The sequence below is a fragment of the Streptosporangium sandarakinum genome, assembly GCF_050942225.1.
GTDB lineage: Bacteria > Actinomycetota > Actinomycetes > Streptosporangiales > Streptosporangiaceae > Streptosporangium > Streptosporangium nondiastaticum.
In genome coordinates this window covers 3,247,477-3,259,576 of the sequence record NZ_CP192034.1, presented here as the reverse complement: position 1 = coordinate 3,259,576, position 12,100 = coordinate 3,247,477, and the positions used below count along the sequence as shown (strand labels likewise).

General features: G+C 73.8%; 8 protein-coding genes and 1 pseudogene. 1 reads left to right on the top strand and 8 read right to left on the bottom strand.

What is annotated here, in order from left to right:
- Positions 1-202: 202 nt before the first annotated feature.
- Genes ACQP10_RS14915 through ACQP10_RS14905 form a run of 3 tightly spaced genes read right to left on the bottom strand, consistent with a single transcriptional unit; the run spans position 203 to position 3,003 of the window.
- Positions 203-1,855, bottom strand: a complete 1,653-nt coding sequence (locus ACQP10_RS14915; protein ID WP_346023253.1) for a GMC family oxidoreductase — start codon at positions 1,853-1,855, stop codon at positions 203-205.
- Positions 1,852-2,424, bottom strand: a complete 573-nt coding sequence (locus ACQP10_RS14910; protein WP_346023252.1) for a DUF5987 family protein — start codon at positions 2,422-2,424, stop codon at positions 1,852-1,854. The genes ACQP10_RS14915 and ACQP10_RS14910 overlap by 4 nt, the downstream gene beginning before the upstream one ends.
- 15 nt (positions 2,425-2,439) lie before the next feature.
- On the bottom strand, positions 2,440-3,003 hold the full coding sequence (locus tag ACQP10_RS14905) for a SigE family RNA polymerase sigma factor (RefSeq protein WP_346023251.1): 564 nt from the start codon (positions 3,001-3,003) through the stop codon (positions 2,440-2,442).
- A gap of 794 nt (positions 3,004-3,797) precedes the next feature.
- On the opposite strand from ACQP10_RS14905, the gene ACQP10_RS14900 reads away from it, so the two are divergent.
- The gene (locus ACQP10_RS14900) at positions 3,798-4,664 is read left to right on the top strand and encodes a helix-turn-helix domain-containing protein (RefSeq protein ID WP_433541554.1); all 867 of its coding nucleotides are present in this window, start codon (positions 3,798-3,800) and stop codon (positions 4,662-4,664) included.
- A gap of 322 nt (positions 4,665-4,986) precedes the next feature.
- On the opposite strand, the gene ACQP10_RS14895 is transcribed toward ACQP10_RS14900, so the two are convergent.
- From ACQP10_RS14895 to ACQP10_RS14875, 5 genes and pseudogenes are all read right to left on the bottom strand, one after another.
- Positions 4,987-6,411 (bottom strand): cytochrome P450, encoded by a 1,425-nt coding sequence (locus ACQP10_RS14895; RefSeq protein WP_346023249.1) that lies wholly within the window; start codon positions 6,409-6,411, stop codon positions 4,987-4,989.
- On the bottom strand, positions 6,408-6,947 hold the full coding sequence (locus tag ACQP10_RS14890) for a flavin reductase family protein (RefSeq protein ID WP_179817972.1): 540 nt from the start codon (positions 6,945-6,947) through the stop codon (positions 6,408-6,410). The genes ACQP10_RS14895 and ACQP10_RS14890 overlap by 4 nt, the downstream gene beginning before the upstream one ends.
- Before the next feature lie 21 nt (positions 6,948-6,968).
- Positions 6,969-7,403 carry an acyl-CoA thioesterase gene (locus tag ACQP10_RS14885; protein ID WP_179817973.1) on the bottom strand — a complete coding sequence of 145 codons (435 nt, stop codon included), beginning with the start codon at positions 7,401-7,403 and terminating at the stop codon, positions 6,969-6,971.
- 3 nt (positions 7,404-7,406) lie between these two features.
- Complete coding sequence (locus ACQP10_RS14880) at positions 7,407-11,426, bottom strand: SDR family NAD(P)-dependent oxidoreductase (protein ID WP_433541903.1); 4,020 nt, start codon at positions 11,424-11,426, stop codon at positions 7,407-7,409.
- A gap of 260 nt (positions 11,427-11,686) precedes the next feature.
- Positions 11,687-11,776, bottom strand: a pseudogene (locus ACQP10_RS14875) (hypothetical protein); the annotation flags it as partial.
- Positions 11,777-12,100 lie beyond the last annotated feature (324 nt).

Below are 12,100 nucleotides of genomic sequence, written 5' to 3'. Positions count from 1 at the left end.
GCGGGCGGCGCGTGGCCGCACCGGGGAGACGTGCCGGACCTGGATCAGCGTTCCCGGCCGCATCAGCCGCGCGAGCGTCCCGCCCATCGTCGTCTCCTCTCCCCCGCCGCCGGCGTCCCCGCCGGTCCTGTCATCGATTCCGTCACGGACGCCCCCACCGGCTTCGCCGCCTGTGCGGTCGCCGGCGCGGCCGTCGGCGCGGTCACCGCCGCATGAGTTCCGGGACCAGCGTGGTGACGCCGCGGCGGCCGGAGGCGGACCCGTCCGGGGCGGGCGCGCCGTAAGTGACCTCGACACCGCGCTCCCGCGCCGCCTGGACGATGCCGGGGACGGCGCGCTCGGCCAGGGCGGCGATGGTCATCGCGGGGTTGACGGTCAGCGCGCCCGGCACGGCCGAACCGTCGGTGACGAAGATGCCGGGGTGGCCGCGCAGCTCGTGCCGGTCGTCCAGGGCCGAGGTGTGCGGGTCGTCGCCGATGCGGCAGGAGGACAGCGGGTGGACGGTGTAGGCGCCGACGAGGTCGTTGGTCCACGGCGTCACCGTGGCGAGCCCGTCGCGCTCCAGGATGTCCTTGACGTCGGCGTCGGCCATCTCCCAGGCGCGCAGCGTGTTGGCGGTCGGCTTGTAGCTGAGCCGGCCGATGCCGAGCATCTGCTGCGACAGGCGGTCGGCGTTGCCGCGGGCCGGCGGCGGGCCGAACACGCCCTCGTTGTCGTCCTCGATCATCTGGAAGATGATCAGCCACGACTGCCAGCGCTTCAGCATCTCCTTCTTCCCGACGCCGAACCATCCGGGGTTCGCGCCGGGCGCCTGGGCGAGGATGGTGCCGAGGCCGGGCGGGAAGTAGAGCTGTTCGAGGGAGTAGCGGGTGTACTCGGGCAGCGAGCCGTCCAGCCGGTCCCAGTTGGCCACGGTCGGCCCCTTGCCGATCTGGTTGGCGGCGTAGGCCAGGCCGTCGCCGCGGTCCAGGCCGAGCACCTCGCGCACCCGGTCCTCGTTGAGGACGGCCGTGTTGAGCCTCTCGCCGTTGCCGGAGAAGTATCGGCCCACGGCGTGCGGCATCGGGCCGAGGCCGGCCTCGCTGCGCTGCAGGATGACCGGGGTGGCGCCGGCCCCGGCGGCGAGAATGACGATCTTGGCGTCGATCGCGCCGTCACCGGCGGTGACCCGGTAGTCCTCGTCGTCGACGACGCTGTAGTGGACGCGGTAGCCGCCGTCGTCGGTCCGCTCGATCCGCTGCACCTCGTGCAGCGGGCGGATCTCGGCCCCGTGGGCGAGGGCCGCGGGCAGGTAGTTGAGCAGCAGCGACTGCTTGGCGTCGAAGCGGCAGCCGGCCATCATCCAGTTGCAGTTGACGCACTTCTCCCGGTCCACGGCGGCCGGGACGGGGTTGGCCGTACGGCCGGCGTGACGGCAGGCGGCGGCCCACAGCCCCCCGGCGTACGTGGCGTCCTCCCAGCCCTGGTGGGTGATCGGGATGGACTCGGCGACCCGGTCGTACCAGGGGTCGAGGGTGTCGCGGCTGACGGCGGCGGGCCACATGCGGCGGTTGATGCTGCCGCGGCGCTCGAAGACGAAGCGCGGCGCGCGGGGCATGGCGGCGAAGTAGACGACGCTGCCGCCGCCCACGCAGTTGCCGCCGAGCACGCTCATGCCGTCGCCCACGACGAAGTCGAAGGCGCGGGTGTAGGACGAGCCGAGCTTGAAGTCGTGTTCGAAGTCGTCGCTCTTCAGCCAGGGGCCGCGTTCGAGGATGACGACCTTCGCGCCGCCGGCCGCGAGGTGGTAGGCGGTGATCGAGCCGCCGAAGCCGCTTCCCACCACCAGGACGTCGGTGCGTTCCGGGCTGCTCATGCGGGGCTCCCTGAGGGGGTCGTGTCCGGGTGCAGGTCGGCCAGGGGGCGGCCGTAGGAGTAGGCGGGGAACCGCCACAGGCCATCGGCGTCGGGCCGGGTGACGCCCATCGCGGTCAGCCCGGGGTGACCGGCGGCGAGGGCGTCGGCGGTGTTCAGGTGCGCGGCGGAGTCGTAGGCCATGTTGCTGAACAGGGCGAGGCTGACCCACAGGTCCTTCTCGGGGTGGCCGGGGGCGGTGAGCAGCGCCACCAGCGCGGTGCGGCCGGCGTGGTCCAGGGCCACGAACGGCGGGACGTCCTCCTCCAGCGCGATCCCGTGCTGGGCGGCGTAGGCCAGGGCGTGCTCGTTCAGCGCCCGGGCGAAGTCACCGAGGCCACCGGATATACCGGTCGCGTCCCATTCCAGCAGCTCGATGGCGCCGGCGGCCACCGCGCCGCCGCCCGGCGCCGCGCCCGCGACGGCCCGATCCCCCGGCCAGCGCTTCTCACCGGGGATGATCGTGTCCGCGAACGCCTCAAGCGTCATGGTCCTGTCGTCCTGGGGTTCGTTCTGAGCTGGCGGGCGCATACGCGTTCCTCGCATCTAGTTGAGCTCGGGTTCTCCACATGGTCCGGACAACGCCTCGTCCGGCGCATCTTCCACGTTGCCGTCGCCCTCCGCCTGGAGGACCGAGCGGAGCGCGGCCAGGCCGCGGACGGTCTGGCTGCGCACGGTCGAGCAGCCGCTGCCCATCGCGCGGGCGGTCTCCTCGACGCTGCGGTCCTCCCAGTAGCGCAGGACGATGGCGGCCCGCTGCCGCGGGCCGAGGCCTGCGAGGGCGTCCATGAGCATCAGGCGGTCGCCCAGGGTGGCGTAGGGGTCGGTGGCGGGGGCGGACTCGGGGAGCGAGTCGTCGAGCACCTCCCGGGACCACCGGTGCGACCTGCGGTCGCTGATGAGCAGCCGCGTCATGACCGTCCGCGCGTACGCGTTGATCTTCTCGTGGTGGTCCAGCCGCTCCCAGTGCCGGTGGAGGGCCATCAGGGTGCGCTGGACGAGATCGTCTGCCTCGTACCAGTCGTCGGAGAGCTGGAACGCGGCGCGCCGCAGGGCGGGCCTGGTCGCCTCGACGAAGTGCGCGAACTCGTCGTCGCGTGTCCCGGCCATTGTTCACACTCCAAGAACGTCCAGTGAATATAGGACGTTAAAAGGGTTTAAATCTGACAAAAGGTTGTTTCGGCGCTTCTTGTCCGACCTCCTCACAATTGGCGCACATTTCCTGGTCAACAACCCCTAGAGCCCTCTGACCTGCCCTTACCCGGGGCACCCCGACCCCAGAAAACCGGCGAACCCGTTCTTCGCCCCGCGAAGCAGGCATACGCTCGCCAGGTGACCAGCTCGCAGACCGGCGGCGAAGGGTCGCCGGCGGGCCGCCCTCGGGCCGCCCGCACCACCGGGCGGCCACCGGACCGCACGGCCCGCCGCCCCTTCCCAGATCCGCCCGGCCCGCGGGGCCGGTCGCGATAGAAGCGCGATAGAAGCGCGAAGGAACGCGGGGGGACGCTAGGGGAAAGGCGCCCGGACGGGGCGCAGCCGCGGAAGAAGAAAGCCGCTCCGGCGGTCTTTTTCCGCCGCCCGCAGACGGCGGTGGAGATATCGGCAAGACACCCGTGACCTGCCCGGGGAAACCCCGGACACGCTCCGAGCACACGTCGTCACGGATATATCGCCCGCGTATCGGGGCGAATTAATCGGCGTCGCGATGCAGCGCCGGACGGCCCCCACCGCGTGTACAGGTCGACGAAGAAAAAGGACGCAGGAAATAGATCCCAGGCCACTCCGGAGAAAGCGCTCGACAGCGCCGTCCGGACGCCGCCGAGCCTGGATGGATTCCGGCCTATTTCGAAGGCCTGTTCGTCCGGGCCTGTCCACCAGAAAGCCTCCGGACCCCAGGAGGAGCAATGGATGACGTAATCGAGCGAGCCGTTCTACGGGTGATCGAGAGCATGCACGAGAACCTCGGCGATCAGATCACCGTCGATGACATGGCACGGACCGCGATGTTCAGCAAGTTCCACTTCTCCCGCGTCTTCCAGCGGGTGACCGGGCTGTCCCCGGGACGCTTCCTGTCCGCCGTACGGCTGGGCGAGGCCAAGCGGCTGCTCGCCTCGACCTCCCTGAGCATCACCAACATCAGCCACCAGGTGGGCTACTCCAGCGTCGGCACCTTCAGCTCCCGGTTCACCAGCAGCGTGGGCCTGTCTCCCAGCCGGTACCGGCTGCTGAAGAGCGTGACCGCGCAGTCCCTCGACGACGGCCGCGCCCGGGTCGCGCCGGGCCCGGCCGTGACGGTCCGCGGGACGGTCACCTCCCCGCTGAAGGACCGGCCGATCTTCGCGGGACTGTTCCCCGACCGGATCCTGGAGGGCCGCCCCGTCTGCTACACGCTGCTCGACGGCCCGGGACCGTACGTGCTGGAGAACGTTCCCGAGGGCCGCTGGCACCTGATCGCGCAGTCCGTCGCCCCCGGATACGAGGACGCCGTCCGGCACCGGCCCGGTGACGGCGACGCGCTCTGCCTGGCGCGCCGGCCGGTCACCGTGGGACCGGACGCCGGGCCCCAGCTCGCCGACGTCGAGCTGCGGCCGATGCGGCCACTCGACCCGCCGGTGCTGCTGGCGCTGCGCGACCTGCTGTCGGCGTCGGACCCGGCGAGGACGGGCCGCCCGGCCGAGGAGGAGGAGGAGGAGGAGGAGCCGGACCGGCCGGCGCTCGCGGTGTGCCCGGCACGCCCGGCGGACGCGCTGACCGGCGGCGGCAGGTACTGACCGGAGCGGAGCACGGCGGCCCCCGGGTGGTGGAGACACCGCCCGGGGACCGTCGCGTTCCGCGTCCGCCGCGTTCCGCGCCCGCACGGAACGGCACGGAGCACGCGGAGACGCACGTAAGCGCACGGGACGGCGGGACACGCGGGAGCCCGCGAGGGCGCGGGGGATCGCGCGCGAGCACGCCGGAGCACATGAGCACGCCGGAGCACGTGGGCACGTGGGCACGTGGGCACGTGGGCACGTGGGCACGCCGAAGCATGTGTGAGCACGCGGAAACGCCCGTGTGGCGGGCCCCCTCGCGGGGGCCCGCCGTACGGGCTCGTCACACCGCGCGGACGGTCATCGGCAGTCCGCCGCGGACCCGCAGGGAGAGCATGGCCTCCGGAAACGCCTCGCGGCCGGGCAGGCCGGCCAGGCGCAACTCGCGGGCGACCATGGCGATGACGAACGTCGCCTCCATCATCCCGAGGTGGTTGCCGACGCAGAAGCGCGGCCCCGCGCCGAACGGGATGTAGGCGTACCTGGGCCGGGCGGCCGGCCTCTCCGGGTCGAACCGCTCCGGGTCGAACCGGTCGGGGTCGTCCCAGAAGGCGGGGTTCCGGTGCAGGGTGTAGGTGCTGACCACGACGTCGGCGCCGGCTGGCACGTGGTAGCCGCCGACCTCGTCGGCGGCCAGGGCCTTGCGGGTCAGGGCCCACACCGGCGGGTAGAGGCGCATGACCTCCTCGACGACCATCGCCGTGTACCGCAGCCGGTGCAGGTCCTCGTAGCGGGGCAGCCGGTCGCCCAGCACGGCGACGGCCTCCTCGCGCAGCCGCTCCCCCACCTCCGGGTGCCGGTCGATGAGATGGAAGGCCCACGACAGCGTGCTCGCCGTCGTCTCGTGCCCGGCCAGCAGCAGCGTGACCAGCTCCTCACGGAGCCGCTGATGGGCGGCGCACAGGTCGCCCGACGGCGGCACGCCGGAGCGCAGCAGCCGCGCCACCAGGCCGTCGCCGTCGCCTCCGTCGCCGTCCCCGGCGCGCCGGAGGTGGGAGGCGAGGAGGTGGTCGGCCACCCGGTACAGCTCCCGGCGGGCCCGGCGGAACCGCAGGTGACCGGGGAGCGGCAGCCACAGCGGCACCATGCTCAGCGACACCATCTCGAACATGGCCTGGTCCTGGACCGCCTCGAAGGAGTGCCCGATCGAGCCGAAGGCGCCGAGGTCGGCGTCGAGCAGGGTACGGCCCAGCACGCCGAGGGTCAGTCCGGTCATCTCCTCGGCGATGTCCACCGGCGGTCCGCCCGCGTGGGCCCGCAGCCGCGCGACCAGGCGGGCCGCCTCCTGGGCGATGGCCTCGTCCTGGCGGGCGATCCGCTTGTTCTGGAACATCGGCTGGATGGTGCGGCGCTGCGCACGCCACAGCTCGCCCTCGCTGGTCAGCAGCCCGTCGCCGATGACCCGGCGGGCCTCGGCCAGGCCGATGCCCTTGTGGTAGTTGCCGCTGTTGTCGGCCAGGACGTGCTTGGCGTGGTCGGGATGGTTGAACAGGTAGATCGACTTCGGGCCGATGGACAGCCGGACCGCGTCGCCGTACCGGGCGGTGGCGTCGGTGAACAGCCCGATGCGGTCGGTCACGAGCTTGGCGAACAGGCCCGGTGTGGCGCTGAGCGGGGGGCCGGGCGGCACCGCGCCGGTGCCGCCCGTGCGCGTACCCCGCCGTGCCGCGGGGGCGGCGGGCCGGGTGCGCTCCCCGATCAGGCTCACGCCGGGACCTCCCGCCAGTAGGAGGCGACCTCCCGGAACTGGCCCCGGTAGACCAGCAGGCCGTCGCCGTCGGCCTGCTGCTCCATGCCCAGGACCTTCCCGATGAAGATCGTGTGATCGCCGCCGTCGTAGGAGCGCCACAGCTCGCACTCGAAGCGGGCGACCGTGCCGGCGATGAGCGGCACGCCGGTCAGCTCGCCGGGCAGCCACTCGACGGGCTCGAACTGCGCCATGCCCATCGGCCGGTAGCGGTTGGCGAAGTGCCGCGCCTCCTTCTCCTGGCGGGCCCCCAGCACCGAGACCCCGAAGAACCCCGTCATGCTGAGGCACTGGTGCATGACCGCCCCCCGGTCGATGCAGACCAGCACCAGCGGCGGGTCGAGCGAGACCGAGGTGAAGGAGTTGGCGGTCATGGCGTGCGGAACGGGCCCTCCCGTCGTCACCACGGTGACACCGGTGGCGAAGGCACCGAACGCCCGCCGCAGCGCCTTGGCGTCATCCACCGTGGAAGACGTCGTAGATTGGTCGACTTTCACGCTGACCTCCTGGATCCGCGCCTAGTTGGCATACGGTTCGAGCGCCCGGACGAGCGGCTCGGGGACCCTGGCTGGTGCCGTGCGGGTGTTGGGTCCGCGCATGCAGGCCACCCGCTGTCTGCCGCGGGCGATGAGGATCTCGCCCTCCCCGTCGCCCTTGCCGAGCCGTACGTAGTCGAAGCCGAACTCCACCTGGGTCTGTCCCAGCTCCAGCAGGCGCATCCTGATGGACAGCTCGTCGAACGCGGTGATCTCGGCGAAGAACTCGCAGTCGACCTTGAGGGTGAACAGCTTCAGGTCGTCCTGCAGGTCGGCCAGGACCTCCGGGGCGCGTTCCTTGAGGAACATCTCCCGGCAGCGTCCCTGCCAGCGCAGGTAGTTGACGTAGTAGACGTTGCCCACGAGGTTGGTCTCCTCGAAGCCGACCGTGTGCAGGTATTCGTAGTACTTGCTCATGGCCTATGACCGCCCTTCGGGGTGCTCGTTCGCGGCCGGCGTCCGTTCCCCGGCGCAGATCGCGAAGACGACGGGGTCGGGGGTGTCCCGCAGGGTCGTGACGAGCGTCGCGACGCGCACGCCCTCCGCGGCGAAGACGGCCCAGGCGCCGTTCCCCTCCCCCGTCAGGGTCAGGGACGACTCCCGGGGCAGGCCGGCCCGCGTCAGGGACGCGGCGGCCGCGGCGACGCGCGCGGCGGCGGTGTCGGGGCCGTCGCCGGTGGCGGCGGCGACCCGTTCGGCGAGCGGGGCGTGCGGGCCCAGCAGGGCCGTCCACTCCGCGGGCGTCCGCCCGGCGGCCGGCGTGACGTCGCAGCCGAGCGTGCCGGGGGCGGCGACGCAGAGCGTCACGCCGGGGCCGTGGGCGACGGAGACCGTCGCGCCGCCGGCCTCGCCGCCGATCTCACCGCCGGTCCCCGGTTCGCCGGGCGCGACCGGGCGGCCGAGCGCCCTGCCCAGCCCCACGGCCGCCCGCTCCCGGGCCGCCTCGTCGTCCGCCGCACCGGCGGGACCGCCGGTCGCGTCGGCCGTGAAGGGCTCGACGGCGACCGCCACCCGGGCGCCGACGAGGTCCTCGACGGTCCGCTCCAGGTAGGAGCCGAGCAGCGGCGCCACCCAGGGGCCGCGTCCGTCCTTCTTCCGTACGGCCTGCAGCCGCAGGCCGTCCCAGCGCTCCACGACGTCGCCGGCCGGGGTGCGCACCGCGATGTCGTAGACGTACGTGTCGCCCTCGCGGCTGCGCTCGGTGGCGCAGTAGCGCAGCTCCCCGGCCGCGGCGAGCGCCGCGCCGCCCGCGTGCACCCGCTCGATCGCGGTGGGCAGCAGCGTGGCGTCCGGCACGCAGACCTGGTTGCCGTGCATGAGCGCGTCGCGCATGCCCGGGTCCCCGAGGAGCAGGTCTCCGGGGAGGTACCGGGCGAACCAGTCGCCGGACTCCAGCGCCGCGACGTCGGCGTCGACGTGGCGGGCCGCGGCCCGGTGGTAGCGGCGCAGCCGGTGGAAGCGCCGCCCCTGGAACAGCACGTCGCCGTACATCTCCGCCTCCGGGTCCAGCGGCACCGCGGGCAGGCCGTCGGCGACCTGTCCGGGCGGGCCCTGCGGCGCGGGTTCGGCGGTGTAGGCGAGCCGGGCACGGAAGTGGTCCACGTCGAAGCCGGTCTCGGCGCTGCGGATCGTCACCGCGACGGTGTCGTCGTCGGTGACGGTCGCGGCGATCCGGAGCGTGGTGCTGCCGTCCGGCGGCACGATGATCGGCCGCAGGAACTCGGCGTGCTCGATGACCGGCGCGCCCTGCCGTCCGGTGGCGGCGTGGGCGACCTGGGCCATGGCCTCCATGCCGATCACCGCCGGGAACAGCAGGTTGCCGTCGAGGAGGTGGTCGGTGAGGTAGAGGTCGGTGCCGGGGTTGACCTCGACGTCGGTGACGAGCTCGACGTCGTGGTAGTGGATCAGCGGCTTGCCGACGAAGCGCAGCAGCGGTAGCGGCGGCAGGTCGTAGCGGACGGTGTCGATGCCCTCGGTGCGGCCGCTGATCACCACGACGGGCGGGACGTCGGGGTCGGCGACCAGGCGGCGCATGATCTGCACGCCCTGCTGCGGGGTGATCGGGCTGATGCCCTGGCGGGCCAGCCCCTCCACCACCGACAGCCGCTCGCCCATGCCGACGTCGGACCAGACCGACCACTCCATGCAGACGGCGCGGCAGCGGGGGTGCTTGTCGGCCACCTCCCTGGTGAGCTCGGCCAGCCACTCGTTGGCGGTGGCGTAGTGGGCCTCGCCGTGCAGCCCGGCGCGGCCGATGATGCTGCCGAAGGTGACGAGCAGGCGCAGCCCGGCCGCGTCGACGGCGTCGAGCACGTTGCGCAGGCCGTCCACCTTGGGGGCGAAGGTGCGGGCGAAGGCCGCCATGTCGAGGCTGGTCAGCGCGGCGGGCTCGTTACGGCCGGCGCCGTGCAGCACGGCGGTGACCGGCCCGAGCGCCGCCTGGACCTCGGCGACGGCGCGGCGGACCTGCTCGGCGTCGGTGACGTCGGCCCGGGCGTAGTGGACGGTCACCCCGGCCTCGGCCATCCGGCGGAGGTTGGCGGTCAGTTCGGCGTCCCCGGCCGGGTCGGACCGGCCGAGCACGGCCAGCCTGGCGCCGCTGTCGGCGGCGACCGCCAGGGCGCACTCGGCGGTGATGCCCTTGCCGCCGCCGGTGACCAGCAGGACGTCCTCGGAGCCGAGCGGCTGCTCGGTGCGGGCCGGCCGTACCGGAAGGGCGCGCATGGTGGGCACCCGCCGCACGCCCGCGGCGTCGTAGTACGCCTCGGCGTAGCCGGTGGTGGCCGCGACCTCGTCTACCACCCAGCCGACGGCCTCGGCGGCCGCCGGTACGTGCACGATGGTGACGCGGAGCTGGGGGGTCTCCAGCTGGAGCGTCTTGGCCAGGCCGGCCGCGCCCCGGCCGTGCTGCACCAGCACGAACCGGGTGCCCGCGGGGCCGGCGACGGCCGCCTTGGCGCCGAGCAGCGCCTGCTCCAGGTCTTCCCGCCGGCACTCCGGCGGTAGGCACACCAGGACACCGGATCCGACTCTCCCGTTCTCGAGGGCCTGGCGCAGCGGTTCGGCGATCGGGGAGCCGGCGCCGGCGAACAGCCGCCACCTGCCGCTCTCGCGCACCGCGGGCCGCTCCGGCAGCGGCATCTCGTCCAGGTCGAGGGCGAACGGCCGGGCCCAGGCCGCGGCGCCGGCCACGATCTTCGCGGGCTGCGCCTGGGGGGCCTTGGCCAGGCCGTCGAGCGCCTCGCCCAGCTCCCGGAGGCTGGCGGTGGCGAGGTTCGTCGGGGCCTGCGCGGCGGGCACGCCCATCCGCTGGGTGGCCTGGTCGATGATGTGCATCACCGTGACCGAGCTGAGGTGCAGCTCGTCCAGCGGACGGCTGTCCTCGGTGACCATCTCCAGCGGCAGCTCGGCGCGCTCGGCGGCCAGGCGGCGCAGCAGGTCGATGGTCGACTCGCCGTTCTGCCCGGCCCCGTTCTGCCCGTGCTGCCCGTGCTGCCCGTTCTGGCCGGATCCGGCGGTCCGCTCCGCGGATGCCGGCGCCGTCGCCGGGTCCGCGACGCGGTGGGCCGCGCCGATCCCGATCTGCGGCGCCTGCTCGGTGGGGCTGGCGAAGAAGGAGAACTCCGCGCCCACCTCCAGGGGCCGGACGAGGCGGCCGTGGAACAGCTCCTCGTGGGCGAGGGGCACACCGGTGACGTAGGCGGCGCCGGCCACGCGCAGCAGCGAGGTCAGCGACTCGTCGTCGGTGTCCAGCGCGACCACCGGCACGTCGGTGATGTTCGCGGCCAGGCCGCTGAGCACCCGTCCCGGGCCGACCTCGACGAACAGGTCGACGTCGGGGGCGGCCTGCCGTACGGCCTGGGTGAACCGCACGGGCTCGGTGATCTGCCGCCGCAGCAGCGCCGGGACGTCGGTGTCCGGCGCCAGGTCCTCTCCGGTGACGGTGGAGACGACGCGGCGGTCCATCGGGCCGAAGTCCTCGTCGGCCAGGCGGGCGCCGAGGACCTCGGCCGCCGGGGCGACCAGCGGCGAGTGGAAGGCGTGCGACACCCGCAGCCGGGTCCAGGTCAGACCGGCCTCGGCGGCCCGGCGCCCGACCGTCTCGACCGCGTCGACGGGCCCGGCGACGACGGTCTGGCCGGGCCCGTTGTAGCCGGCGATGACGACGGGCAGGTCACCGATCAGGCCGGTCACCGTGCCGGGGGTGGCGCGGACGCCGGCCATGGTGCCCGAGGCGCTGTGCTCGGTCATGGCCTGCCCCCGCATGGTCGCCACGCGCAGCAGGGTGTCCTCGTCCATCGCGCCGGCCCAGTGCAGGGCCGACAGCTCGCCCAGGCTGTGGCCGAGCGCGACGTCGGCCTCCACGCCCAGCAGGGCGAGGGTACGCAGGCCGGCCATCGAGCCGGTGACGATGCGCGGCTGGGCGACGGCGGTGGCCACCGTGTCGCCGCCCGTGGGCAGCGCGGCCCGCAGGTAGATCTCCTCGACCTCGGCGAAGCGGCGGCGCAGCGCGCCGCCGCTGGTGCCGCGGCCCGACCCTGGCCGGGGAAGAGGTAGCCGACCCGGGCCGGGCCGCCGGCCCGGCCGAGGAAGGCGCGGCCGTCCGGGGCGAGCATGGTGGTCTCGCCCGCCTCCAGCGCGTTGATCAGGCGCTGGAGCTGCCGCTCGGCGTCCTCCGGCGAGGTGACGACCACCGCGGCCCGGTACGGCAGGTCGCGCAGCTCCCGCTGGAGCGTCGCGGCCAGGTCGGCGAGCTGGGCGTAGGACACCTTCGGCGCGAAGTCCGCCAGCTCGGCGAGCCGCTCGCGCAGCGCCTGCGGCGAGGCCGCGTCGGCCAGCAGCAGCTCGGCGTCCTGCAGCGAGGCGGCCAGGGCGCGGGTGCGGCCCGGCAGCGGGGAGCGCCGCCGGGGGCGGCGTTCTCCAGCACCACGTGGGTGTTGATGCCGCCGAAGCCCATGGCGGTGACGCCGGCCCGCAGCGGGGCGCCGTCCGGCCAGGGCTCGGCCTTGCGCAGTACGCGCAGGGCCGCGCCCTCCTCGGCCAGCACCGGGTGCGGGTCGACGCAGCCGACGGTGGGGGCAGCACCTGCCCGTGCACCGCCATCACGGCCTTGA

What these genes read in the sequence shown, in the direction of transcription:
- ACQP10_RS14915 (WP_346023253.1), bottom strand. Translation starts at nt 1,855, where the DNA reads ATGAGCAGCCCGGAACGCACCGACGTCCTGGTGGTGGGAAGCGGCTTC.
- ACQP10_RS14910 (WP_346023252.1), bottom strand. Translation starts at nt 2,424, where the DNA reads ATGCGCCCGCCAGCTCAGAACGAACCCCAGGACGACAGGACCATGACG.
- ACQP10_RS14905 (WP_346023251.1), bottom strand. Translation starts at nt 3,003, where the DNA reads ATGGCCGGGACACGCGACGACGAGTTCGCGCACTTCGTCGAGGCGACC.
- ACQP10_RS14900 (WP_433541554.1), top strand. Translation starts at nt 3,798, where the DNA reads ATGGATGACGTAATCGAGCGAGCCGTTCTACGGGTGATCGAGAGCATG.
- ACQP10_RS14885 (WP_179817973.1), bottom strand. Translation starts at nt 7,403, where the DNA reads ATGAGCAAGTACTACGAATACCTGCACACGGTCGGCTTCGAGGAGACC.